Consider the following 23,949-nt stretch of genomic DNA (forward strand, 5'->3'; position numbering starts at 1 on the left):
TTTCTCACTCCTTATAGATTACATGTAGTCTAAAATACTCGTTTTACTCATCGTACTAACAGCTTTTAACGTAGCTTCATACGTTGCGTTTATATAAGCTAAATCAGAAATGGCTACCGCTAAGTCAACATCCTCAATTTCTTTACGGTTTTCTTGAAGTGCTAAATTTTGCTCGCTTAAAATTGTTTTAAATGTCTCCATTGTGTTCATTGTCGAACCAACTTCAGTTGTACGGTTAATGATGCCATCTAAGTTTTTCTTATTTTCTCCTAATAACGGCTGTAACGCTTTTTGGTCACCGCTTTGCATCGCTTCACTCATCTGTTTTAACGTTTTTATAACAGGGGATAATAACGCTTCGCCGTTACGAAATGCTTTTAATTCATAACCGTCATTTAGTTGCCAGTTCACATCATTTTGTCCGCCTTGATACGTGCCATCTTCTGTAAATGGTGGCTTCTCTGCACTATCACCACCGAAAATATAACGACCTTGCTCTTTCGTATTTGCTAAATATACGACCTGTTTTAAAATTTGATCTATCTCTGCACCGATTGCCTTCAATTCTTTTTCACTATTCGTTCCATTTAACGCCTGAACTGTTAATTGATCTGCTCTCGTTAAAGATTTAAAAACACCTTGTAAAGTATTTTCAGTTTGTGTTAATACATTTTTCGAATCCGCTAAATCTTTTTGCATTTGTTCAATATTCGCCAATGAATGTTGAATCGCAAATGATTTACTTGCCGCAAGTGGATCTTCACTCATAAACAGGTTTTTCTTCCCTGAAGTTACTTGATTTCGGTGGTATTGTTGTTGCACATTCAAATCCATTAACTGATTCTTTGCCCAGCTTGCATTTTGAAATGTAGATACTCTCATTTCTATCTCCTCCTTATATATTTCCAATCAATTACTATCACTTATCGAATAATCGAAAATAGACTATCAAACACTTCATTCATCGTAGTAATAGCTTTAGAGTTTGCAACGAAATATTTTTGGAAGGCCATTAAATTAACCATTTCCTCTTCCATATTAACGCCTTCAACACCCATTTTTTCTTGCTGAATCCCCTCTAATAAATCCCCATGAATTTTTTGATAAGCATTCACCGCACTTTTATCAGATGCAACACCAACTACGAATTGGTCTAATGCTTGTTTATAAGAAAGACCTTCTTTATACTTTCCATCTGTAATTGCTGCTAGTTTATTTGCTGTTTCAGCTGATATTTTCATTTTCGAAACATCTTTTGCAAATTCAGGGTTTAATTTCATATCTTTCGCTTGATCTCCAACGAAGAACTCTTTCCCCATTACTGTGTTCACTTCATTCTTTACAGAACTCATTAGTTCTTCAAGGTTTTTCTTATAACTAGCAATCTTCGCTTTCGTATCGATCGCTGATTGGATTGCTCCACTAGTTAAAGGAATTTCCGAACCGTAAATTTCAGCAGTCATTGGTTCTTTTTCTTTATTTAATTGAAGTGGATATGTATCTTGTCCATTTACTGTTAAAACACCATTCATTCTAACACTCGCGATATTAGGATTCATAGATTCATAAGACACTTCTATATTTGCATACTTAGACATTTCTGTAATGATACGATCACGTTCATCCAAAAGTTGATTTGGCACTTGTGTACCTGCTTGTCCAACTTTTTTATTCGCTTCCGCTAAACTGCCAACAAGACGATTAAATTCATTGACATGCGCTTCAATATCTTCTGTCGTTTGTGCTTCTGCTGTATCTAAGCCTTTCGCTAGACGATTTACTTGACTTGTAAACTTCCCAGTTTCAGAAATTAATGTATCGTAGTAATTTGGTTGTTCTGGATTTTTTGCAACTTCACGAAAGGCATTAAAGAAGCCATCCATTAAACTAGATAATGAATTCTTTCCTGTCGTTCCAACCATAGATTCTACACGTGATAAAGTCGAATTCATGTAGTTATAGTAAGAGAGTTGAGATAATTGATCGTTAAACTGTTTCGTCTTCACTTCATCTGTAATACGGTCAACGCCTAACGTTTGTACACCGTAACCTATTTTTTGTTCCGGTGAATAGCCCTGACTTGCTCCAGCCGATCCGTAATTCACCATTTGACGCACATAACCAGGCGTATGAATGTTAGATAAATTTTGTTTCGTCGTTTGTAATCCCATTTGTGCCGCTAACAAACCAGATAGCGGCGTATTATAATCAGATAATCTCATAATGTTTCACTTCCCCTTTACAATAGTTCGTTCATAAAGATTTGTGAATTATTGTTTCGCTCTAAATTATATTCAGAAACGGAATCCACAATACTTTCTGTAGTTTTTAATAGTACGTTTAAGTAATATTGATTTTTCAAAAGAATCATTTTTACATTCTCTTCTAATTCAGCTACATTTTTTTGTAATTCTTCCATTTTTTCAATTTCTTCGTTAGAAAAATGCGAAAATAATGCACTTACACGAAATGATTCCACGCCCTTTTCTTTACAAAACTGAACAACCATTTCTTCAAATGAACTTGATAACTTTTTTAAACCATCAATGTACTGCAATTGCTCTACTTGCAATTTTTGAACTGCATTTACATTTTTATGTTTCAAATTCTCATATATTTGTTCTCCGAGCGTTTGAATATTTTCATACGCTTTTTGAATAATAACAAGCTTTTCATATAATTGTATGTACATATAGCTTCCTTCCTTTTACAAGACTAAATTTACAATTAAACCGTGGATCTCTCCAATTTGATTTAACATTTCTAAATGTCCTGTTTTCGTATTAATTAAGTTCATAACATCTTCTAACTCATTTAATCCCATTTCCGCCTGTTTCACAATCGTCATTTTCTGTGAATATCCGTAACGCGGATGACGAGACATGACATCTTTATATTGCAATACATTATCTACGTAAAAATTCAAAAATGATTTTACTGTATTTTTGTATTCCATTACATTATCAAGCGTTAATTCCATTTCAATTTTCTCTTTAATTTCTCCAATGTTATCGACAAATGCTTCCATTTGTTCTAGCAATTTATCCTTTTTCGGATCTGCATGCAAATTATCCGAAAATGCAAGTCCTGTCCTGACATTTGCTTCTTTCGGCATTTGAGTAGCAGGCGGTATATGCGATAAAATTGGATTATGCGAGATCGAACGCAGCATATATATCACCTATTTATTTTTTTATTTCTTCCTAAACTTAATCGTAAAATCCAGTTATTTATAATTATACTCTGAACACTAATATTTTGCAGTTATTTTTTATAAAAGATATGTTACAATTTAGCATGAGGTGGCACAAATCTATGAATATTTTTCTTTGTGGTTCAAATCAATTAACAGCATTAGATCAAGAAGAAATAAAAAAATTTTTAACTGACTATGCTCACAAACATAAAATTTACATATTATGTTATAAATCTATCGAAAATGAGATTCTTCGTTTTTTCATCGAAAACGAAAGACTCGCTCAAAATTTATGCCTTTACACGCTACAGCCGTTACAAGCATTAACAGATGAATTTCAAGAGGTCGTTGATTATTTAAAAAAACACGGAGCCGAGTACGTCGCTTTTGATCATCCTTCCGACTCCATTTACCGATCCGATTATATGTTTTTTGTAAAACAAATAATCGAAGATACCGATTTAGTTCTCTGTTTTTATAATGGGGACAAGCACACATCTGTCATTCCCGTTGACGTTGCAAAAGATGCAGGAATTGATGCTGTTATTTATGATTTACCAGGTTTACATGAAAAACAGATGAAAAAAAACTTTGAACAAAAAATCCGTATGATGTAAAGGGGGAGGCACAATATCGTTATTGTGCCTATTATAAATATGATAATTGAACAAGATTATGATCATTTTATCGCGAGTTTTAAACAACAATTCAATATGGATATCGCTTCATATAAACAAGATAGAATGCGTCGTAGAATCGATGCTTTTATTTCGAGAAAAGGCTTTGAGAACTACACTAGTTTTCTAAGCAATTTACGTACTGATCAAAATTTATTTTTAAGTTTTATTGATTATATTACAATTAACGTTTCAGAATTTTTCAGAAATAAAGAACGTTGGCAAACGTTAGAGACGAAAGCACTACCAAAATTACTCGAACAAAATAACGGAAAATTAAAAGTATGGAGTGCCGCTTGCGCTGCCGGTGAAGAACCATATACACTCTCTTTAATTTTATCGAAGCATCTAGCTCCATTTCGTTTTGAAATACAAGCAACAGATCTTGATTTTCACATTTTAGAAACTGCAAAACGCGGTCAATATACAGAACGTTCTTTAAAAGAATTACCTATCGACTTGAAAGAGCGTCATTTCACAAAAGAGAATGATATATATTCATTACATCAAAATATTAAGCAAAACGTCACGTTCAAACAACACGACCTGTTAATGCAGTCGTTCGATACAAATTACGATTTAATCATTTGTCGCAACGTAATGATATACTTTACTGAAGACGCAAGGGTAAAACTTTATGAAAAGTTTAGTCGTTCTTTACGAAAAGGCGGCGTACTATTTGTTGGTAGTACCGAACAAATTTTAACACCTGAACGTTATAATCTTCAGAGATTTGATACATTCTTCTACGAAAAAATATAAAAGAGGTCGTCACAATGTAAAGTGACGACCTTTTTTATATAACTCGAATTAAAATAATAGCAACAATCCATACAAAGAGAAAAAGAAATGTCATAGACCATTTATGTTCTTGCATCGTTTGTTTCAGGGCCTGTGATAATTGTGTCATATTCATTTCTGCAAGCGCTCTCCATACACTTACATCCCGCTCTTTAGCTGTGCGATCTGTAACGCTAATTAAAATAGTTTCGTTAGACAATTTCGTTATGTAAGCAGTAATAACCGTTACCATTAAATTTATATTTCCTTCTGAAGAATCACTTTCCACTCTAGAAATGAGTGCACTTACATCTAATAACGGAATATGTACCTTTCTACCAAATGATAGTTGTACTTCTGCGAAATCATACGTTCCATCTAACAAAGGAAGTTCTTTTATATGCGCCTGTTTAACAAGCCCTTGTAAACTTCTCATTACTTGTTCAAATACTTTTTCTGTTTGCTTCTCTTCACCAGATAACGTATGTAACTTTTTAAAGAGTTGTAATACTGTATCCATCTCTTTAGAAAGCATTTCCTTCATAACCTTTCCATCACCTAAACTCGCAAGTAAAATCCCTATTTCATTATTTCTCGAAATAATCTTAGACTGTCCAGTAAACACTAGATTACTATGCTTTCGTTCTTTCTGGATTTCATGTTCCGAAATAGCTGCAGGCTGTTTTAATGGTTGTAGCGTCTTATTTTCAATTGTCGTACGTTTAATCTCCATCTAAGCGCCTCCACTACTATGAAATTATTAGCCCCATTCTTTATTACTTTTTAAAACTAAAAACAATACGAATAAACCTGACATGATAGCAAATACATTAGAAGCTTGTATTCCCTGTTCACTTTTTGCTTCTTTCTTATCTTCTGGCTCTTCTTTTTTCTCTTTCTTTTTCGAAATGACTTGATTGTTATTATCTTTATCTTTTTGAGCCTTCGCTTTATTTACTTCCTTGTTGTCTGTGAGAGGCTCTTTTATAACATAAGTAATTTTTTCTTTCTCTTTCAATGGTTCTTTTATAAGATCGTTTACTTTCTCTTCTTTTTTCGGAATTTGAACAACTGGCGGTTTTTCTTCCAGGAGTGGGATCTCTATTTTTGAGTCTTCCTGCTTCTCTGGTTCTTTCTCAGGTTCTTCCTTATCTTCTAATTTATCTTCATTCTTTCGTTCTTCTACCTTTTTATCCTCTTCTGTTTTTTGCTCTAAAACAGAAAGGATATATTCACTTTCTTCAACAAGTTTATTACCGGCCGCATCTACTACCTCTACAAGTAATTCGTATGTCCCCATTGACAACGCATCCGTTATTTCAAATACTTTTTGCCATTCCATGTCGCGCTTATTGTAATCTAATAAAAATGTAATCTCTTTATTTTCTTTCCCTTTTAATGTAACACGAACCTCTTTCACAACTGATTCTACGTCTGTCGCCTTCACTCGCACACGTATAGAATCGCCTTGTTTCCGTTCAATTAGCTTCTCTTTCGCCTCGTCAACAGTAACTTTATGCAACTTCGGCAGTTCTTTATCTATTGTTGGCGTGTCATTATTTATACGAATAAATGGGACTTTCACTTCATTTTCTATAAGCTCTTCTTTCTCAGTTTCTTTAGAACTTTGAATGAGCTGAAGATTCCAATCACCTTGCAAATCAAAAGTTTCGACCTTGTAGTTAGCAATCCATCGCTTTGTTTCCTCTTCATACTTAAACGATAGCATTCTTTCTTGTTCATACTGATCGCCGTTTTTTGGCAAGCGCAAAATACCTTTTATACTTTGAACATTTTGCTCTTTCGGCTCTACAATAACTCGCACTTCTTCGCCAACTTTTAATTCCGACTTATTTACTGTAATAACCCCTTGATCCGTCTCTATCTTTTTTTCGACCTCTTGTTCATTTACTACTTCTTGTTGTTCCTCTTTACCTTGATTCACTTCCACTTGCTCTGGCTGCTCTTGAACTTCTTTGTTTTCTTCTTGTACATTCATTTCATTTAGTTTTTGATCTGGCTCAATTTGTTCTTCCGCCTGACTTTGCAGAGGGAAGAACAGACACACATTTATGAATAACCAGCTCATTAGAAAAAACTTTACGTTTTTCATCTACTAGCTCAAACTCCTATTTCAACGACTTATAGCGATTTCGTCACTTTTACTCCGAAAAATCCATCTACATTTACAAGTTCACCATACGCCACCAATACATCATTTACATAAATACGAATTGGCTCGTCAATATCCTCATCTAGTACAACCGCTTCATTCTCTTGTAAACTTAAAATATCTTGAATTGTTTTCACTGTGCTTCCAAATACAAATTTCACATTCATTTCTACATTTTGTAAGATGGATGTGTCCATGTATACTGGTTCCATTTGTTTTACTTCTTTAAATTCAATAGTTTGCACAACAGGTTCTACAATTTTTTCTTCTTCAATTTCTTCCGTAACAATCTCTTCTTCCTCTTCCACCATTGGATATAGAAGTCTTCTTACCATTTCTTTCGCTTCTGAAATCGGTAAAATTTGATACATTTTCGACTGAAGCAGGTCGCCAATTTCAAGGTTGAACGTAATTTGGACGAGTTCGTCCACTTTCATTGACTCTCCCAAATATTCCATTTCTTCTTTTAACGTTACGAACTTAACATTTGGTGGTGTCATGTCCATTTTTTCTTGAAACATTTCTGACATCGCCGTCGCAGCATGCCCCATCATTTGGTTCATGATTTCTTTAATACCACTCAGTTCTAATTCACTAAGCTCCTTCTCTGGATCAACTTCCCCTGTTCCCATCATCATTAAATCTACCATTGTTAAAGCGACATCTTTCGTAAATACGAATACATTCTCATTCTTTAGCCCTTCAACAAAATCAACATTTAAAATAACAAACGGGACTGGTACTCCGTCATAATGACGAACATTGATTGATTCTACATTGGGCGTACTAATTGTAACTGGCTGATTTAATAGTGTTGACAATACTGTTGAAGCTGAACCAATTGAAATATTTGCAATTTCACCAAGGACATCTTTCTCTTCTTGTGTTAAATGCTCTTTTTCAACTTGTTCTTCTACAATCTCAGTTTCCACTACTTCTGCTGGCTCATCTTTTTCTTCTACTCCACCAGATAATTGCATTAATTTATTTACCATTCGTTTCGCATGTTCAACTGAAACAATTTGCACAAGTTTAGAGTTTACAAGATTATCTATCTTTAAATCAAACGATACTTTAACAATCGTTTGATTCCCATCAATCTCAGAAATTTTCTCCATTTCTTCTGATAACTTTACAACTTTAATTGTCGGCGGAGACATATCTACTGTATCTTGAAAGAATTCTGACATAGATGTAGCTGCGAACCCCATCATTTGATTCATCGCTTCTTGTACAGCACTTAGCTCTAATTCACCAAGTTCTTTTCCGTCTTCCACTTCACCTGTTCCCATCATCATTAAATCAGCAATGGATAATGCAACATCTTGCTTAAGGACAAGAAGGTTTTCCATATCTAATCCTTTTGTAAAATGAATGTTTAATACAACGTGTGGAACTTCGACGTCGCTTGAATCATATAAATCTACCAATTCTATGCGAGGAGCAGTAATACTTACTTGCCTATTTAAGATTGTTGATAATACAGTCGAAGCTGAACCAAATGATATATTTGCAATTTCGCCAAGAATATCGCATTCTTGAGGCGTTAAATGCTCATTTTCTTTTTCTAGCACAATTGTGCTCGTATCCCCTTTTGTGTGTTGCTCAGGCATTTTCTCTGCCTCCTCATTTCTGTTTTTCTATCAAATGATATAAACTCTCATTTTATTTTAACAAACTTATTATATAAAACGTTAATATGTATTTATTCCCATTTTTAGATTAGTAACGATTAACCAAAAAGCTCCCCAATTGTATACAAGTGGGGAGCTTTCCTTCATTCCTATTATAAACCTTCTGGGTTTAAAATGAGGACCACTCGTCCATCACCGAGAATTGTCGCACCAGAGAAATAATTAGAACTCTCTGCAAAGAAGTCACCTAATGACTTTAAGACGATTTCTCTTTGACCGATAATTGTGTTTACAATAAGTCCATAGCTGCGATGTGTATTACGAACAATTAACACAGGAACCATTTGACCATCATATGACGCAAACGCCTCATCTACTGTTTTTTCACCAAATACAGTACTTAAATGCTTCACTTCAATAATTTGATTACGGTAATTTAACACATCTTTTCCTTGTAAGGATTGGATGTCTTCTCTCTTAATCCGAATTGCTTCAACAATATTACCAAGAGGGAAAGCATAACGTTTATCATTCGTTTGAACAAGCATAGATTGAATAATGGACAACGTTAATGGCAGTTCAATTCTAAATGTACTACCTTTTCCTTCTTCTGAATCAATAATTAAATGTCCACCTAAACTATGGATCGTATGTTTCACTACATCTAATCCAACACCACGCCCAGAAAGGTCGGATACAACTTCAGCTGTACTAAATCCTGGTTGGAAGATCAAATCAAATACTTCACGATCCGTTAATTTATTTGCCTCAGATTCTGTTACAACACCATTTTTAATCGCTTTTTCTAATACTTTCCCTTTATGAATTCCATTTCCATCATCCGTAATTTGAATAACGACATGATTTCCACTATGAAACGATTCTAATTTAATCGTACCTGTCTCATTTTTCCCTGCATCACGACGTTGTTCAACAGTTTCAACACCGTGATCAATTGCATTACGAATTAAATGGACGAGTGGATCACCGATTTCATCAATAACAATTTTATCAACTTCGGTGTCTTCACCTGTAATTTGTAAATCGATTTTCTTCCCTAAATCTTTCGCTAACATACGTACCATACGCGGGAAACGATTGAATACCGTTTCAATTGGTACCATACGCATGTTTAGTAGTACATTTTGAATATCTTTTGAAATATCGCCTAATCGATTTAAATGCTCAATTAATTCCTTGTTTTGAATTGCTTGTGCCAATTCATCTATACGACCACGCTCAATTACACTTTCTTCAAACATGTTCATTAATCTTTCAATTTTTTCTAATTGAACACGTATGGAACGATTTTCCACTTTACCATTTTTCGTTTTTGCAGCGCTTTTAGCAGGTGTAGCATTAGCAGATTGCTTCGATACTTCTTTAGTTGATTCCACATGAGTAGCCGCTTGTAAATCTTCCTGCATAGCTTCTTGTGTACCCAATTCTTTCGAGACTACTTCTTTTAATGTATGTCCTTGCTTCACTTCTACTTTCTCAATTTCAGAAACATGAAGCACTACTTGTTTTAATTCTTCTTCACTTTGATCAGTATCCATAAATACTGTGAACTCAAACCCGAAAGCATCTGCTTCAATTTCTTCAATACTTGGAACTGTTTTTTGTACATTACCTACATTTTGCAGTGCTTCAATACACATAATTGCACGTACTGCTTTTAAAATAGCATGTTGCTCAACAGTTATATGCACTTCATGCGAAACTGCATCATCATTATTTATAGGTTCTTGCTCAATATATTCCGCAGGAGTTTCTACATTGCCATTCAATAATGCTTCTAATTTCTGCTTAGTTGTAATTACATCAATATTGCCCATTCCGCCTTGTTGCACATCTGCAACCATCTTCTCTAAATTATCAATGCACTCAAAAATCACATCAATAATCTCTGCATTTACAACTATATTCCCATGACGAATTTCATCTAAAACGTTTTCCATTTTATGCGTTAAATCCGCCATTTCCGTAAATTCCATACTCGCTGACATACCTTTAAATGTATGGGCTGAGCGGAATATTTCTCCCACAACATCCATATCAGTGGGATTTTGTTCTAAAGTTAGCACATTTTCATTTAGCGATTGTAAATGTTCTTCTGATTCCTCAAAAAATATATTTAATAGATCTGTTTGCATTTTCATCCCCTACCTGTCTAACAAACATTTCATTTATGTATAACAATTTAGTGTTTTATAGCAAGAAAAAAGGGGGCCACACGCATATCCGCTATCAATGTTTAGATTCCTTGTGGCACCCCTTCTATATTAGCTGTTTGCTACTTTTGTTAAAGCTTCAATTACTCGATCCGCTTGGAACGGCTTTACAATAAAGTCTTTTGCTCCACCCTTAATTGCATCTAATACCATACCTTGTTGTCCCATTGCAGAACAAATAACAACTTTTGCACTTGAATCAATTTTAATAATTTCTTTTAACGCTTCAAGTCCGTCCATTTCTGGCATAGTAATATCTAATGTTACAATATCCGGTTGAAGTTCTTTAAACTTCTGAATTGCTTCTACTCCATTCTCTGCTTCACCAATAATTTCAAATTCAGAATTACTTTTTAATAAGTTTTTAATCATCGTTCGCATGAACATCGCATCGTCTACAACTAAAATTTTATGTGCCATTCTTTTTAATTCTCTCCTTCTATGTATAAATATATCTTAATATTTCACCTTATCATTCTCACTCATTATACAAAATAAAATGATAAAATTTAATATTTTTTTAAAAGAATTTTCGTATTTTCATTATTTTATTATTAAAATGATAATATACTATTCTTTTATGTAAATGACAACGCGACGGTTTTTCTCCCAATTTTGCGGTGAATCATTTGGTACAACTGGCTTTGTGTCTGCATATCCTACCGCAGCTAGCCTTTTATCATCCACATTATACACTTCGATTAAGTGGTGAATCATATTTGCTGCTCTTGCTGAAGACAGCTCCCAGTTAGAAGGGAATTTGTCATTATGAATAGGTCTACTATCTGTATGCCCTTCAACAACAATCGGATTTGGTACTGATTGGAAAAAACCAACTAATTGACTTATTATCTCTTTCGCTTCCGGTTTAACGTTCGCGTCACCCGTATCAAATATTAAATTATCTACTATAACGACGCTTACTCCCGTATCCTCTCGATATACATTCACTTGACTAATACCGTTATTATCTACATATGCTTTTAACTTTTTATATAATTCGTCCATTCTCTTTTTAGAGACCATTTTTTCATCATTTTTTTCATGTGAAATATCTGGTATTGTATTTCCCATTACTTTTGCATCTACTTGCTCCACGTCACTAAACTTTTCAAGCATCTTTGACAATTTTACTGCATCCTGCTTTGATGTAGCAACTAGTAATACAAAGAAAGTTAATAATAACATTGTTAAATCTGTAAAAGTCGTCATCCAACGAGGCGATCCCTTTTGCGGTCGTTTCATCATAACCATACCACTCCTTGAAATATTAGGCTGCTCGTTTTACTTTTTTTATCTTTGTTTCGTATACATATGTATCGAGTTTCAACTTTAATTTAGAAGGAATTTGACCGCGATATAATTCTGAAATCGCTTCAATAACAAACTTCTTCTCTGTATATAAATCTTCAATACCACGATACACCTTTTCAGCAAGAGGGATTGCAATCATATTTGCAAGTACTGACCCATACAATGTCGTTAACATCGCAACTGCCATCCCTGTACCAATTTGCGATGTGTCTTGCAAGTTTTGAAGCATAATGATAAGACCGATTAAAGTCCCTATCATGCCCCAAGCTGGAGCGAAATCGCCAATTTTATCTAATAATGCTGCCCCTTTTCTTAACTCATACACTTCCGTTTCAACATCTTTCATTAACACTTCTTTTAATTCATCTTCATCGTAACCACTTAACATTAATCGAATTCCTTTTTGAATAAAAGGATTGTCTACTTGCTCTCCATCAACTTCTAAAGAAAGTAGGCCGTGTTTTTTAGACTTTTTCGAAAAATCAACAAATAAATCCGTTAACTGTTCTAAATTTTCTTCTTTTCTATGTAAAACAGTAAAAATGCTTTTCGTATATTTTTTTATTTCTCCAAATCGATATGCCACAACAATTGTCGCTGTAGTTCCCCCTATGACAATTAAAATAGATGAAATATCTAAAAAGTTTTTAAAAGCTTTTATTCCGCCGCCGCCAATCATAATTGCCGCTATCACTATAGCAAAACCTACTATAATGCCGACTGGGCTAGAAATGTCAAACTTCCTTTTTCTTCTTTGTGGTCTAGCAAATCCTTGATTTTCTTCTCCCATATTCCTGCCCTTTCCTTTTCATTTTTATAAAACATTTTTTTATTTTAATAATGCGTTTTCACATATAATAAGTATTATACGCTTATCATCTGTTTATCGCAATATACTCATAAAACTGACACATTTCATTTCCATATTACAATTATAGTATGGAAATATGAGGAGGATCACGATGGAACATAACATTTTACAAGTCATTGCACTAGCAGAAAAATTAAAATATGAAATGCGACATAGCTGGCTTTCTAACGGACGTCAAGAAAGTGTTGCTGAACATACGTGGCGCATGTCTCTAATGGCCATTTTAGTTGAGCCTTATTTAGATCAAAAAGTAAATATTGAAAAATTACTTAAAATGGTTATTATTCACGACCTAGTCGAAGCTGAAGCTGGTGATATTCCTGCTTTTGATACAATGAATAGTCATGAATTACAATTACAAAAACAAATAAATGAGCAAGAAGCCATTTTAAATATTAAACGAACATTAAAAGGTTCTCTCGGTGAGGAATTATATGATTTATGGATGGAGTTTGAAGCGAAAGAAACGTACGAGGCAAAAGTAGCTAACGCACTTGATAAGCTTGAGGTGAAAATTCAGCATAACGAAGCTGATATTGATACGTGGCTACCAATTGAGCATAAAATGACATTCCAAGTAGCAAAGCATACAAACTTTGATTCTTTCCTATCTAAATTACAAAAAATGATTGAACAAGATGGCGAAAAGAAATTACTAGCTGCTGGCATTGATGTGGAAGCTTGCAAACGATAATGAAAAGACACTCAATATGAGTGTCTTATTTTATTATCGTTGATATAGCCTGCTTGTATATAAGCTGTTGTTTTCCATCAACTAACATTAAAACGGTAAATTTGTCTATCGCAACAACTTCTCCTACTATTCTAACGCCACTCTTTAAAAAAATTGTAACAATACCTTTTTCTTCTTTTATTTGTTTATATAACTCTTCTTGTAAATGTTCCAAATACTTTTCTCTCCTTTTTTACAAAATATCTTAATATAAAAAACTACAAATTATTTATTTGTGTACTTTATCTTTTACATTCATAAACTTATTAATAAGTATATCTAAATCTCGGCTAAATAACAAAACTTTATCATGATCCAATCCGTGTCTAGCAACAAGTTGGATTAGCTCTTTCTTTTTGTTTTCTATTTTATTGTGTAATTTTCCCATCTCCATCTCTTTACTAAAACTCCCTTTTCCCATAATATTACTTGTAAAATTATAGTACAAATCCTCTCATAAAAAAATATAAAAATGGTTTTTTTTACAATTTTTATGTTTTTTTATGAACAAATTGCAAAATATATAATGATTTCTTCACATACCCCTAGCACAATATACAATCAAAATAACCATACAGGCGTTTGTCTAATTACAAAAGAGACTGGCTCCTTTTCCATACAAAAAACATACTGTATATAGTAGTCCATGAATTATATAGATTAACTTACTCAAAAGGAGGAAAACATATGAGCTATGGTGGAAGTTGCTCTGGTTTCGGCGGTGGATTTGCTTTGCTTATCGTACTATTCATCCTTCTAATCATCATCGGATGTAGCTGCTGGGGTGGCGGCGGATACGGATATTAATATATCCTATCCTTAACAAATGAACGAAAAACTATACGAAAACAGCTCATATTCGAGCTGTTTTTTCATACTTTCGTATGAAGTGATATCCCTCTTTTTTGTGATTTCAACTAATAAAAAAACGTTTACTATGAAATAAGAAATGTTTTACTAAGGAGGATTACAATGATTAAAGGTCTTTACGAAGCACACTTACCTGTCAGTAACTTAGAGATATCAATATCTTTTTATGAATCACTTGGACTGAAATTATATAAAAGAGGAGATGATATTGCTTTCTTTTGGATTAAAGAAAACGAAAGTTGGCTCGGTCTTTGGGAAGGCACAGAATACAAAGTTAATTATCATCCCTCTTTACGACACATCGCCTTTCAAGTAAGCTTACATGATTTAGAAAATGCGATTCATTGGCTAAATCAAAAAGGAATTTCAGCAAGAAAAGATTTTGGAATGGAACCAATTGAACCGATTGTTTTTCCAGAATTAGCACATGCCGCCGTATACTTTAACGATCCTGACGGAAATAGTTTAGAATTGATCGCACAATTACCTGTTGGACTTCCTACAGCGGAGAAAGTGTATTTAAGCGAGTGGAAAAAACAAGTTCAAGCATCATCATTACATAAAGATTAAATTTTATGTCAGTTTCTTATTTCACACTTCTAAAAACAAATAGTAACTTCAAAAAACTATTTTACGGTCAAACATTAAGTGTACTTGGAGATTGGTTTCATACTGTAGCTTTAGTAACATTCGTCTATAGCATAACGGAATCTTCGTTTATGCTTGCACTCACTTTTATAAGTAAAGGTTTACCACAGCTACTTCTTAGCCCCTTTATAGGCGGAGTTGTAGATCGTTTTTCTAAAAAGAAGATTCTGATTTTTACCGATTTTTTACGAGGCATGATCGTCCTCACTTACTTATTTGCATTATATAAAATTGAGATTATTTTCATTTCTAACATATGTTTATCCGTACTTTCTTGTTTATTTGAACCAGCTAAACAAGCAACCTTAAAAATTATCGTACACCAAAATCATTTCGTAACTGCTAACTCTCTTCCTAGTACAATTAATGGTTTTATGTCTATTATGGGGGCTTCTCTAGGCGGGATAATTGCACAATCTTTACATATTGAGTTCGCTTTTTTAGTAAATAGCCTGTCATACTTTATTTCAGCCTATTTTATTTATAATATGAATATCCCTTCTCATGATACTTGTAACAAGAAAAAAGCATTTTTTACTGATATAAAAGATGGGTACACATACATATTACAAACAAAAATCATTTTAATGTTAATTCTTGTCGGCATTTCATGGGGTATTATCGGAGGCGCTTATCAGCTACTTCTAACGATCTATGCCGAAAAGATTTTCCACACCAACATTGGAATTTTATATACGATTCAAGGGGCTGGGCTTATGATTGGAAGCCTCCTCGTTAACCTTTATATATCTAAAAATGAAGAAAAAATGAAAAAAGTATTCGGTTGGGCCTATTTCCTACAAGGAATTTTCTTTCTCGGATTCATTTTGTCCGATCAACTTATTATCGGTATCATTACATTGCTCTGTATGCGTATAGCAGGAGGAATTATCGTTCCACTTGATACGACATTACTTCAAACTTATACGAAGGAAAATATGATGGGTAAAGTTTTTTCATTCCATTATTCCATTTACGGATCTCTTATTCAGTTATCCATGTTTTTTACAGGAGCGCTTTTAGAAATTCTTTCTCCGCAAATTATTGGTAGCCTATTAGCTCTATGCTGTATTTTTGTTAGTTTTATATGGCTTTACCTGTTTTATCACGGGAAACTGAGTGAAGAATCTACTAACACTTAATAGCATGTTTATATACATGCTATTTTTCTTTATGTCGAAATATAAAGGAAAAAGGCGATTTATTTTCCTTACGTTCTAATTTTTTAGAATGTACAATAAATTTAGATCATAAGAAAGGAGATATCATAATGTTTGACGATAGACTTACTATTTCAGCTGAGCAGCAGAAGCTCATTTCTAATGCAACTCGCATTCAAATTCTTCACCTTTTAAAAGACGAGGCACTCACTGCAAAACAAGTAGCTACTAAACTAAATAAATCTGCTGGTAGCGTTCATTATCACGTTCAAATTTTATATGATGGAGGGTTACTTGAATTAGTAGACACGAAAGAAAAACGAGGAATTATTGAAAAATATTACAAGGCAAAATCTGCTCATTTCTATATTGAAGAAAGCGGCACAGAAGGAACGAATACAGGCAGTCATATTGTATCTCATTTATTTTTAACTCCAGAGGAATTACAACAGCTTACTTGGGAAGTTACACAAGTTTTATTACGCTGGGAAAACAAAACCGCTCGTCAATCAAACTCCGAAGAGGAATACGCTATTTCCTGCAGGATTAAAAAACAATGAAAGAAAGGTCCAACTGCTTATGAAAAATAAATTATTATTATTGTCGGGAACAGGAATTTCTCGTTTAGGTGATTTTATGTATCTCATCGCCCTAAACTTAATGGTGTTAAATAGCACAAACTCCCCTGCTGCTGTAGCAGGATTATGGATTGTAGGTCCAATTGCCACCGTTGTTACAAAAATATGGTCTGGTAGTATAGTAGATCGATTAAACAAACGGTCCATTATGCTCATCACAGATATAATTCGGGCAGCTCTTATTGGCTGTATTCCACTATTTGATTCTATTTGGGCCATTTATATTTTTATCTTTTTAACTCGCATCGCTACATCATTTTTCGATCCAGCTTCATTCACTTATAAAACGATGCTCATACGAGCTGAAGAACGCGCTCAATTTAACGCTTGGAATAGCTTATTTACAAACGGAGCTTTCATTATCGGTCCAGCTCTTGCCGGAATACTTCTCACCACGCACTCAGCATCCTTTGTAATTTACTGCAACTCACTTTCCTTTCTACTTTCTACCATTCTCATTTACTTCTTGCCAAACATTACACTACAAACAAAGCAAAACGAAGAAGTTGCAAATACTTTCGTACAAACATTACGAAATGATTGGAAACAAGTTTTTTCATTCGCTCGAACTGAAAGTTACATTATTCTCATATTCGTTTTATTTCAAGCTACTATGCTTGTCTCTATGGCACTCGATTCACAAGAAGTTGTTTTCACAAAACAAGTACTGTTTTTATCCAATATAGAATATAGCATGCTTGTTAGTATAACTGGTGCTGCTTACGTTTTCGGTTCATTTCTTGTTTCTCTCTTTGCTAAACGATTACCAATTCAACATTGTATCGGATTAGGTATGATTTTCACAGCAATAGGCTATGTAATTTTCGCCTTTTCAAATTCATTTATAGTTGCAGCGAGTGGTTTCATTTTACTTGGCATTTCTTCATCATTTGCTGGTACTGGCTTTATAACATTTTATCAAAATAACATCCCTGTACATATGATGGGACGTATTGATAGCGTATTTGATTCCATAAAAAATTTCATCCAAATCTTTTTCATTTTAGCAATTGGGGCATCCGCACAATTTCTTTCCGTTCAAATCACTGTAATAAGCAGCTCATTACTCATTCTTTTCCTTTCCTGTTTATTAGCAATCCGGGTAATGACGCCTTCACGAGAAAAATATTTTAAGGCTACAGGGTCATCATTGGAATATTAAATGCGAGAAAAAAGCGGCTATTTAGCCGCTTTTTTCCCGTTTTAAAGGACAGTAAGCCCCACTGATTAAAGTTTCACTTTATGTTAAAATATGTATTGGACCTAATTATGTAGGAGGACTATTTTGGAGATTATATTCACTTTCATATGTATTATATTAGTAGCTTCTATTTTACAAACAAGTACAGGTTTTGGCTTTTCTATTATGGCAACACCTTTCTTACTCATGCTATTTCTACCACAAGAAGCTATACAAATAAATATCATTTTATCATTAATTATTTCTATATCACTCATCTGGAAAATAAGAATGGACATTGATTTTATTCTACTGAAAAGATTAATTTTCGGAAGTATAATTGGTGTTCCTTTTGGTATTATCATTTTCACTTCCATTAACATCAACACATTTAAATTAGCAATTAGCATCCTTCTCTTACTATTAACGTTGATGCTAATATGCAACTTTAAAATTAAATCAACAAAATCTAGAGATTTCTTAGTCGGTGGATTATCCGGTCTTTTAACGACAAGTATAGGTATGCCCGGACCTCCCCTGTTACTGTACTTTACAGGAACTGATACGAAAAAAGAAAAGTTGAGAGCAACTACTTTAGCTTTTTATCTATTTATATATTTCATTAGTCTACTAACTCAAATACTCTTTACTGGCACAAACAAAACAATTTGGCAATCAAGTTTTTATGCAATCCCAATTGTTTTTTTAGGTTTGTATATAGGTCAAATTATTTTCAAATGGCTTAATCAACGGATTTTTAAAATATTTACGTACATCCTTTTGAGTTGTACAGGTATGTATCTTCTTATTCAAAGTTTGCATTTATTATAAGTAAACTTTTCAAGACAATAGATGCTTGAAATTGTACAAAAACTCATAGATTTAAACGATAACAAGCGGCTATTATGCCGCTTGTTATCTTCACTTAAACTAACGTTTCATCACAAAGCTCTGTTACATTTTTAAAGTATTGCAAGTTCTCCTTCACTTCAGCTTCGTTAAATAAATTGAGCTGCTTCATTATTTCAGCAGCAAATTCCACGTACGCAGATCCTACCGCGGTTATGATTTTCCCATCAACGGTTACATCTTTATTTTGTTTATATTCCCATTCATGTAAATGCGCTAATTGTTTTTCATCTGGTGTTAATGATGTTGAGAATTTCTTCTTATTAAGCACGCCTGCTGCATGTAGTAAAGCTGTTCCTGCACAAATACCCGCTATCCATTTATTCTGCTTATGTAATTCATTCACGATCGATAACAATTGTTCATTTTCTAAATGATCAAAAATATGTCCTCCTGGTACAATAAACACTTCATAATCTGCTACTTCAACATGTTTGATAGAGACATGTGGTTGACATAAAAAACCACCTTCTCCTGTAACTGTTTTTCCGTCTACCGATGCTGTTATTATTTCGAATTCCTTACTTATTAAAAATAAACTCGCTATATTCACTTCAAATTTTGCAAATCCATCGAATAAAAAGATTAAAGCTTTTTTCATATTATCTCCTCCCTCCTATACTTATTCGGAGACAATCATATTTCTCCTCCAAAAAAGGCAGACCTGCATGCAGGTCTGCCTTTTTTCTCATTTCTTATTAAATCCTTTTTCACTTAAAAACTCTTTCATATGCATTCTTTTTTCTTTAGCCATAAACGAACTCATTGATTCCGTCCATGTCACGTTTTTCTTGTTTGCTGATCTTTCTTTGTAATACGAGCTCATCGTTTCATCGTATTCGTTTAATAATTCATCATATTTCTTTTCATCATACCCATTTTCATGAAGAATTGCTGCTACTGGTAAACGCGGTTTCACTCCATGATTTTCATCTGGTACACCAACTGTCATTCCGAATATAGGATATACTTTATCTGGTAAATGAAGCAATTCACTTACTTCTCTCGGGTTATTACGAATACCACCAATATAACAAATACCGTATCCTAACGATTCTGCTGCTAACGCTAAGTTTTGCGCGAACAGTGAAGCATCTACCGTCGCAACGATAAAGTCTTCTACTCCTTCATGCTTAATCTCTGTACCATGCTGTTCACACGCCATTTCAAGTCGTTTTAAATCTGCACAACAAACAAAGAATGCTACGCAGTCTTTCACGTGACGATTTCCGGATAGCTCTGCTAGTTTAACCTTTAGGTCTTGATCTGTTACATATATAACAGAATACGCCTGTACAAAATGCGAGGAAGCAGCATGCTGCGCAGCTTGCACCATTCTTTCTACTACATCTTTCGGAATTGATTCTTCTTTATATTTACGAACTGAAACGTGTTGCTCCATTTTATGTATGATCTCATTCATGAAAAACACTCCTTTTTTCTCTTCATAATGAAAAATTAACATATCTTTTTTAATATTCACAACTTATAAGCACAAAAAGAGCAATTCTTTTTGAATTGCTCTTTTTTAAAACGTCTATTAGTACGGTAAATGAAATTATATCGACGATTCCTTGCATTATATCAACGATTTTTCAAATATATCGACTTATCAACAAATACCGACAGGTTTACATCAAATTATTTCTTGTCTTATTACGTTGTTTTCAAAACTTTAATACCTTTTACGATATTCCAAATGAAGTAATAAATCCCTACAAGAATGAATACTGCATATGTGATCATCATTCCAATTCCAGCACCATCAGATTGATTGAAGCTTAAACCATATATGCCGGATACTGCTAATCCACCAAATAAAACCGCATACGGGAAAATATGTGACCAAAATGCTTTTTTCGCGTGGTATTTCACTTCATCCTCCGCAACGAAGTAGACGATAATGGGCAGTAAAAATGGTGCAAAAAAGATACTAAAGTAACATAGTGAAGATAATATATTATTTCCTTTCATCCGATTCACCTCTAAATAGTTTTTGTTATCTTCATTATGTCAGGAATCGATTCTAGAAACTATCGCTTTACCTTTCATGAACATGACATATTTGTAAGATTTTCATCAAAAATAATCCCGACTGGACTTCCAGACGGGATTACTTTTCTCTATATTCGATTCATAAACCAATATTGCGTAATGGCTAAATACTCTCGTATATTCGATGGAATGACAATTCGCTTCGGTGTTTCAGCCGGAAGACCTTCTAATTGTAAACCTTGCTTGGCTGCTATTTTTTTCGCTCTAAACATATGGAAATCGTTTGTTACGATCATTCCTTTTTTCATATTGTCTGGAATTAACGGTTTTGAGAATTTAATATTCTCATCTGTACTTGTTGATTTATCTTCCATAATAATGCGGTCTTCTGCAATTTTTAGTTTCATTAATCCATTTTTCATTGCTAATGCTTCTGAAATATCTTCTCCTTTTCCTTTCCCTCCAGACACAATAGCAATTGCTTTCTCATGTGATTGTAAATACTCAGCTGCTTTATCAATACGATATTGCAATGAGTACGATGGTTTCGTTCCGTTTACTTTCGAGCCTAATACAATTATATAATCCGCATCGTAGGTAGCATTCATTTGCCCATGCTTATAAATGTTATATTGTAAAAATCCCGCATAAACGGCACAAACCATTATAATTCCTATCATATACTTAATTATTTTCTTCTTTCTCATATCCATATACTCCTATGTTCTTTGCTTCTTTCATGATAATATCCATTTATTTGTTTGTATACAGACAAATTCCAATTCACCCTAATTTATCCTCTGAAAAGTAATATTTATATTTCTTTCGGGAACAGTAAGTACAACTTTGCACGAAGGAGTGTCTCTATTGCTTCTCTTTTTATGTAACGTATCGTTCTTTTTTATCTTATTTTTACTATCACTTAAGATGCTCGGTAAATCTGCTTTAGCACAACTAACTCCTCATGATTTTGGTGCTATTATCTTTTTATCTTATTTAGCTTTTCAGGCCATACCAGTCTCTGGTGCTTTGCAAGCCTTTCTCGGTATGGTCGTTATTACATGTTTGCATTTGCTTCTTACAAAATTAAGCTTACTAAACAAATTAAATCGTTTCATTCTCGGACATCCTATCATTTTAATTAAACATGGTGACATTATTTTTGAGAACTTACAAAAAAGTAGATATCCAATTGCTGAACTACTTTCTAACCTTCGCGTCGCAGGATATCCAAGTGTTCACGAAATTGAATACGCTATTTTAGAAGCAAACGGAGCCATTAGTATTTTACCAAAGCGTGAGCTTGTACCATTAACTCCAAAAGATTTGAACATAGATGTTACGTATGCCGGATTACCAATTGCCCTTATCGTTGATTCGCAAATTCAATACGATAACTTAAAGTTAATTCATAAAGACGAAAAATGGTTATATAAAGAATTAAAAGAAAAGGGCATCACTAATATTAAAAGCGTTGCTTTTGCGTCTGTTCAAGAAACAGATGGATCTTTTGCGATTAGTTTAAAAGAATAGAAAATCCCCTTAATTTCTTAAGGGGATTTTCTTCATTATATCGCTTCTTTCTCTCCCGCCATATTTAATGGAACAGGATGTTTCATACGATTCATCGTAAATACGATAATTGCTGTCAATACTTCAGCTACTGGCATAACAAGCCAAATTCCATTTATTCCAAATATTTTTGGCATAATCCATAATAATGGAATAATAAATAGTAACCCTCGGCTCATTATAATCAGCACTGATTTTGTCGTTTGTCGCACTGATTGGAAGTACTCTCCATACACAATGTTATAGCCTAAAAATACATATTGGATAAAGAACAAGCTAATACCCGTTAATGTTAACTCCAGTAGCTCTGGAGATTGGACATCAAATAGACCAATAATATATTTCCCGAAGAATAATCCGACAATTATTGCAATACCACCGAGCACTACCGCAATTTTAACAGCGAACTTTAATCCTTCACGCAATCTCTCTGATAAATTTGCGCCGTAATGGAAACTAGCAATCGGTTGTAATGCTGCTCCAACACCGAAGAATAGTAGTAATGTCATCGCATGAATACTATTCACCATCGCATAGGAAGCGACTCCAACTTCTCCTGCATATTGAACGAATGCGATATTAAAACCAATCGTTACAATGGCTACGGTACTTTCTGCTGTAAAGCTCGGGAAACCGATTATCATAATTTGTTTAACTGTATCCCATTCAAAGTGAAATTTCGTCCACTTTAAAATACTACTTTTTCTAAAGAAGTGCGTTAATAATACAAGGAAACCAATCGCTGCCGAAAGAATAGTCGCTGAAGCAGCACCTGTTACGCCCCATCCAAAGATGAAAATAAAGATATAGTCAAACACTATATTTAATACAGCCGTTACAACTAGACCTGCCATTGCTAAATTAGGATTTCCATCATTTCGTATAAATGTACTTAAAATATTTTCTAACACGTATATCATTCCAAATGTTAATAACACGTGTAAATAGTCTAACGCATACGGTAAAATCACTTCATTTGCACCGAATAAGTATGCTAAATCTTCTATTCTCCATAAGCAGATCGCTGCTAACACACCTACGATCATTACTGCTACCGTCATGGATTGCGTAAAAATAGACCTTGCTCTTTCTATTTTATTTTCACCTAATGCAATGGAATATAACGTTGCCCCGCCCATTCCAATCCATAATGAAATAGAGAAGAAAATTGAAAAGGCTGGAATAGCCACGTTTACTCCTGCTAATCCGTTTGCTCCAACTCCCCGACTAATCATTACCGCATCAATTACAATATTAACTGACATTAATACCATTCCAAGAACGGCTGGTATTAAATAAGATATAAATAAACTTTTTATCGGTTTTTCTCTTAACTTTTCTGTTGTTTCCATCATATAAATGCTC

28 protein-coding genes are annotated in these 23,949 nt (G+C 33.8%); 10 read left to right on the plus strand and 18 right to left on the minus strand.

Features of this window, described 5'->3' with window-relative positions; all coding sequences use genetic code 11:
* Window positions 1–18: 18 nt before the first annotated feature.
* Genes JDS99_RS18560 through JDS99_RS18575 form a run of 4 tightly spaced genes read right to left on the minus strand, consistent with a single transcriptional unit; the run spans window position 19 to window position 3,172 of the window.
* Complete coding sequence (locus JDS99_RS18560) at window positions 19–882, minus strand: flagellar hook-associated protein 3 (protein WP_097907267.1); 864 nt, start codon at window positions 880–882, stop codon at window positions 19–21.
* A gap of 41 nt (window positions 883–923) precedes the next feature.
* Entirely contained in the window at window positions 924–2,222 is a 1,299-nt protein-coding gene (gene flgK / locus JDS99_RS18565) for a flagellar hook-associated protein FlgK (protein WP_199695475.1), read from the minus strand.
* Between the two features lie 17 nt (window positions 2,223–2,239).
* Window positions 2,240–2,692, minus strand: coding sequence for a hypothetical protein (locus tag JDS99_RS18570; RefSeq protein WP_002135377.1), 453 nt, complete (start codon window positions 2,690–2,692; stop codon window positions 2,240–2,242).
* 15 nt (window positions 2,693–2,707) lie between these two features.
* Window positions 2,708–3,172, minus strand: a complete 465-nt coding sequence (locus JDS99_RS18575) for a YaaR family protein (RefSeq protein ID WP_000946323.1) — start codon at window positions 3,170–3,172, stop codon at window positions 2,708–2,710.
* Window positions 3,173–3,315: 143 nt separating this feature from the next.
* Here JDS99_RS18575 and JDS99_RS18580 point away from each other — a divergent pair, with 143 nt between their 5' ends.
* On the plus strand, window positions 3,316–3,813 hold the full coding sequence (locus tag JDS99_RS18580) for a hypothetical protein (RefSeq protein WP_001020093.1): 498 nt from the start codon (window positions 3,316–3,318) through the stop codon (window positions 3,811–3,813).
* A 39-nt stretch (window positions 3,814–3,852) separates the two neighbouring features.
* Complete coding sequence (cheR, locus tag JDS99_RS18585) at window positions 3,853–4,635, plus strand: protein-glutamate O-methyltransferase CheR (protein ID WP_141555630.1); 783 nt, start codon at window positions 3,853–3,855, stop codon at window positions 4,633–4,635.
* Between the two features lie 34 nt (window positions 4,636–4,669).
* Here the strand turns inward: cheR and JDS99_RS18590 are convergent, their stop codons facing one another.
* The 7 genes from JDS99_RS18590 to JDS99_RS18620 all read right to left on the minus strand — a co-directional run bounded on the left by JDS99_RS18590 (window position 4,670) and on the right by JDS99_RS18620 (window position 12,798).
* Entirely contained in the window at window positions 4,670–5,386 is a 717-nt protein-coding gene (locus JDS99_RS18590) for a hypothetical protein (protein ID WP_199695476.1), read from the minus strand.
* A 27-nt stretch (window positions 5,387–5,413) separates the two neighbouring features.
* Complete coding sequence (locus JDS99_RS18595) at window positions 5,414–6,766, minus strand: transglycosylase (RefSeq protein ID WP_199695477.1); 1,353 nt, start codon at window positions 6,764–6,766, stop codon at window positions 5,414–5,416.
* A 29-nt stretch (window positions 6,767–6,795) separates the two neighbouring features.
* Window positions 6,796–8,439, minus strand: coding sequence for a flagellar motor switch protein (locus tag JDS99_RS18600; RefSeq protein ID WP_199695478.1), 1,644 nt, complete (start codon window positions 8,437–8,439; stop codon window positions 6,796–6,798).
* 173 nt (window positions 8,440–8,612) lie between these two features.
* A complete protein-coding gene (locus JDS99_RS18605) occupies window positions 8,613–10,616 on the minus strand; it encodes a chemotaxis protein CheA (protein ID WP_199695479.1) in 2,004 nt (667 codons plus the stop codon).
* Between the two features lie 129 nt (window positions 10,617–10,745).
* On the minus strand, window positions 10,746–11,114 hold the full coding sequence (locus JDS99_RS18610; RefSeq protein WP_000940570.1) for a response regulator: 369 nt from the start codon (window positions 11,112–11,114) through the stop codon (window positions 10,746–10,748).
* A gap of 150 nt (window positions 11,115–11,264) precedes the next feature.
* Window positions 11,265–11,942, minus strand: coding sequence for an OmpA family protein (locus tag JDS99_RS18615; protein ID WP_097889716.1), 678 nt, complete (start codon window positions 11,940–11,942; stop codon window positions 11,265–11,267).
* 22 nt (window positions 11,943–11,964) lie between these two features.
* On the minus strand, window positions 11,965–12,798 hold the full coding sequence (locus tag JDS99_RS18620; RefSeq protein WP_088062760.1) for a flagellar motor protein MotP: 834 nt from the start codon (window positions 12,796–12,798) through the stop codon (window positions 11,965–11,967).
* A gap of 172 nt (window positions 12,799–12,970) precedes the next feature.
* Between JDS99_RS18620 and JDS99_RS18625 the strand changes: the two genes are divergently transcribed.
* Entirely contained in the window at window positions 12,971–13,573 is a 603-nt protein-coding gene (locus JDS99_RS18625; RefSeq protein WP_064476552.1) for an HD domain-containing protein, read from the plus strand.
* Window positions 13,574–13,598: 25 nt separating this feature from the next.
* On the opposite strand, the gene hfq is transcribed toward JDS99_RS18625, so the two are convergent.
* Together hfq and JDS99_RS18635 are read right to left on the minus strand one after the other, a co-directional pair.
* Entirely contained in the window at window positions 13,599–13,787 is a 189-nt protein-coding gene (gene hfq, locus JDS99_RS18630) for an RNA chaperone Hfq (protein WP_087985600.1), read from the minus strand.
* 54 nt (window positions 13,788–13,841) lie between these two features.
* A complete protein-coding gene (locus JDS99_RS18635) occupies window positions 13,842–14,060 on the minus strand; it encodes an aspartyl-phosphate phosphatase Spo0E family protein (protein WP_002096752.1) in 219 nt (72 codons plus the stop codon).
* A 239-nt stretch (window positions 14,061–14,299) separates the two neighbouring features.
* Here JDS99_RS18635 and JDS99_RS18640 point away from each other — a divergent pair, with 239 nt between their 5' ends.
* From JDS99_RS18640 to JDS99_RS18665, 6 genes are all read left to right on the plus strand, one after another.
* On the plus strand, window positions 14,300–14,419 hold the full coding sequence (locus tag JDS99_RS18640; protein ID WP_000120183.1) for a YjcZ family sporulation protein: 120 nt from the start codon (window positions 14,300–14,302) through the stop codon (window positions 14,417–14,419).
* A 165-nt stretch (window positions 14,420–14,584) separates the two neighbouring features.
* Entirely contained in the window at window positions 14,585–15,052 is a 468-nt protein-coding gene (locus JDS99_RS18645) for a VOC family protein (RefSeq protein WP_000589719.1), read from the plus strand.
* A gap of 5 nt (window positions 15,053–15,057) precedes the next feature.
* Window positions 15,058–16,272: an MFS transporter gene (locus JDS99_RS18650; protein ID WP_199695480.1), complete on the plus strand. Its 1,215-nt coding sequence runs from the start codon at window positions 15,058–15,060 to the stop codon at window positions 16,270–16,272.
* Between the two features lie 128 nt (window positions 16,273–16,400).
* On the plus strand, window positions 16,401–16,850 hold the full coding sequence (locus JDS99_RS18655) for an ArsR/SmtB family transcription factor (protein WP_000459087.1): 450 nt from the start codon (window positions 16,401–16,403) through the stop codon (window positions 16,848–16,850).
* A gap of 19 nt (window positions 16,851–16,869) precedes the next feature.
* Window positions 16,870–18,090, plus strand: a complete 1,221-nt coding sequence (locus JDS99_RS18660) for an MFS transporter (protein WP_199695481.1) — start codon at window positions 16,870–16,872, stop codon at window positions 18,088–18,090.
* A 123-nt stretch (window positions 18,091–18,213) separates the two neighbouring features.
* Complete coding sequence (locus tag JDS99_RS18665) at window positions 18,214–18,939, plus strand: sulfite exporter TauE/SafE family protein (RefSeq protein WP_199695482.1); 726 nt, start codon at window positions 18,214–18,216, stop codon at window positions 18,937–18,939.
* Window positions 18,940–19,033: 94 nt separating this feature from the next.
* Here the strand turns inward: JDS99_RS18665 and JDS99_RS18670 are convergent, their stop codons facing one another.
* The 4 genes from JDS99_RS18670 to JDS99_RS18685 form a co-directional block, all read right to left on the minus strand.
* Entirely contained in the window at window positions 19,034–19,618 is a 585-nt protein-coding gene (locus JDS99_RS18670; protein WP_199695483.1) for a DJ-1/PfpI family protein, read from the minus strand.
* Between the two features lie 87 nt (window positions 19,619–19,705).
* Window positions 19,706–20,440 (minus strand): oxygen-insensitive NADPH nitroreductase, encoded by a 735-nt coding sequence (gene nfsA / locus JDS99_RS18675; RefSeq protein WP_098857541.1) that lies wholly within the window; start codon window positions 20,438–20,440, stop codon window positions 19,706–19,708.
* A gap of 233 nt (window positions 20,441–20,673) precedes the next feature.
* Entirely contained in the window at window positions 20,674–20,991 is a 318-nt protein-coding gene (locus JDS99_RS18680) for a magnetosome magnetite crystal formation protein family (protein WP_087985595.1), read from the minus strand.
* 149 nt (window positions 20,992–21,140) lie between these two features.
* Window positions 21,141–21,719: a YdcF family protein gene (locus JDS99_RS18685; RefSeq protein ID WP_199695484.1), complete on the minus strand. Its 579-nt coding sequence runs from the start codon at window positions 21,717–21,719 to the stop codon at window positions 21,141–21,143.
* A gap of 160 nt (window positions 21,720–21,879) precedes the next feature.
* Between JDS99_RS18685 and JDS99_RS18690 the strand changes: the two genes are divergently transcribed.
* Window positions 21,880–22,545: a DUF421 domain-containing protein gene (locus JDS99_RS18690; protein ID WP_000923941.1), complete on the plus strand. Its 666-nt coding sequence runs from the start codon at window positions 21,880–21,882 to the stop codon at window positions 22,543–22,545.
* A 35-nt stretch (window positions 22,546–22,580) separates the two neighbouring features.
* On the opposite strand, the gene JDS99_RS18695 is transcribed toward JDS99_RS18690, so the two are convergent.
* Window positions 22,581–23,936 carry an MATE family efflux transporter gene (locus JDS99_RS18695; RefSeq protein WP_098857614.1) on the minus strand — a complete coding sequence of 452 codons (1,356 nt, stop codon included), beginning with the start codon at window positions 23,934–23,936 and terminating at the stop codon, window positions 22,581–22,583.
* Window positions 23,937–23,949: the final 13 nt, after the last annotated feature.

Origin of the sequence: Bacillus cereus group sp. N6 (assembly GCF_016483705.1) — a bacterium.
Classification (GTDB): domain Bacteria; phylum Bacillota; class Bacilli; order Bacillales; family Bacillaceae_G; genus Bacillus_A; species Bacillus_A wiedmannii.

What these genes read in the sequence shown, in the direction of transcription:
- JDS99_RS18560 (WP_097907267.1), bottom strand. Translation starts at nt 882, where the DNA reads ATGAGAGTATCTACATTTCAAAATGCAAGCTGGGCAAAGAATCAGTTA.
- flgK (WP_199695475.1), bottom strand. Translation starts at nt 2,222, where the DNA reads ATGAGATTATCTGATTATAATACGCCGCTATCTGGTTTGTTAGCGGCA.
- JDS99_RS18570 (WP_002135377.1), bottom strand. Translation starts at nt 2,692, where the DNA reads ATGTACATACAATTATATGAAAAGCTTGTTATTATTCAAAAAGCGTAT.
- JDS99_RS18575 (WP_000946323.1), bottom strand. Translation starts at nt 3,172, where the DNA reads ATGCTGCGTTCGATCTCGCATAATCCAATTTTATCGCATATACCGCCT.
- JDS99_RS18580 (WP_001020093.1), top strand. Translation starts at nt 3,316, where the DNA reads ATGAATATTTTTCTTTGTGGTTCAAATCAATTAACAGCATTAGATCAA.
- cheR (WP_141555630.1), top strand. Translation starts at nt 3,853, where the DNA reads ATGATAATTGAACAAGATTATGATCATTTTATCGCGAGTTTTAAACAA.
- JDS99_RS18590 (WP_199695476.1), bottom strand. Translation starts at nt 5,386, where the DNA reads ATGGAGATTAAACGTACGACAATTGAAAATAAGACGCTACAACCATTA.
- JDS99_RS18595 (WP_199695477.1), bottom strand. Translation starts at nt 6,766, where the DNA reads ATGAAAAACGTAAAGTTTTTTCTAATGAGCTGGTTATTCATAAATGTG.
- JDS99_RS18600 (WP_199695478.1), bottom strand. Translation starts at nt 8,439, where the DNA reads ATGCCTGAGCAACACACAAAAGGGGATACGAGCACAATTGTGCTAGAA.
- JDS99_RS18605 (WP_199695479.1), bottom strand. Translation starts at nt 10,616, where the DNA reads ATGCAAACAGATCTATTAAATATATTTTTTGAGGAATCAGAAGAACAT.
- JDS99_RS18610 (WP_000940570.1), bottom strand. Translation starts at nt 11,114, where the DNA reads ATGGCACATAAAATTTTAGTTGTAGACGATGCGATGTTCATGCGAACG.
- JDS99_RS18615 (WP_097889716.1), bottom strand. Translation starts at nt 11,942, where the DNA reads ATGATGAAACGACCGCAAAAGGGATCGCCTCGTTGGATGACGACTTTT.
- JDS99_RS18620 (WP_088062760.1), bottom strand. Translation starts at nt 12,798, where the DNA reads ATGGGAGAAGAAAATCAAGGATTTGCTAGACCACAAAGAAGAAAAAGG.
- JDS99_RS18625 (WP_064476552.1), top strand. Translation starts at nt 12,971, where the DNA reads ATGGAACATAACATTTTACAAGTCATTGCACTAGCAGAAAAATTAAAA.
- JDS99_RS18640 (WP_000120183.1), top strand. Translation starts at nt 14,300, where the DNA reads ATGAGCTATGGTGGAAGTTGCTCTGGTTTCGGCGGTGGATTTGCTTTG.
- JDS99_RS18645 (WP_000589719.1), top strand. Translation starts at nt 14,585, where the DNA reads ATGATTAAAGGTCTTTACGAAGCACACTTACCTGTCAGTAACTTAGAG.
- JDS99_RS18650 (WP_199695480.1), top strand. Translation starts at nt 15,058, where the DNA reads ATGTCAGTTTCTTATTTCACACTTCTAAAAACAAATAGTAACTTCAAA.
- JDS99_RS18655 (WP_000459087.1), top strand. Translation starts at nt 16,401, where the DNA reads ATGTTTGACGATAGACTTACTATTTCAGCTGAGCAGCAGAAGCTCATT.
- JDS99_RS18660 (WP_199695481.1), top strand. Translation starts at nt 16,870, where the DNA reads ATGAAAAATAAATTATTATTATTGTCGGGAACAGGAATTTCTCGTTTA.
- JDS99_RS18670 (WP_199695483.1), bottom strand. Translation starts at nt 19,618, where the DNA reads ATGAAAAAAGCTTTAATCTTTTTATTCGATGGATTTGCAAAATTTGAA.
- nfsA (WP_098857541.1), bottom strand. Translation starts at nt 20,440, where the DNA reads ATGAATGAGATCATACATAAAATGGAGCAACACGTTTCAGTTCGTAAA.
- JDS99_RS18680 (WP_087985595.1), bottom strand. Translation starts at nt 20,991, where the DNA reads ATGAAAGGAAATAATATATTATCTTCACTATGTTACTTTAGTATCTTT.
- JDS99_RS18685 (WP_199695484.1), bottom strand. Translation starts at nt 21,719, where the DNA reads ATGAGAAAGAAGAAAATAATTAAGTATATGATAGGAATTATAATGGTT.
- JDS99_RS18695 (WP_098857614.1), bottom strand. Translation starts at nt 23,936, where the DNA reads ATGGAAACAACAGAAAAGTTAAGAGAAAAACCGATAAAAAGTTTATTT.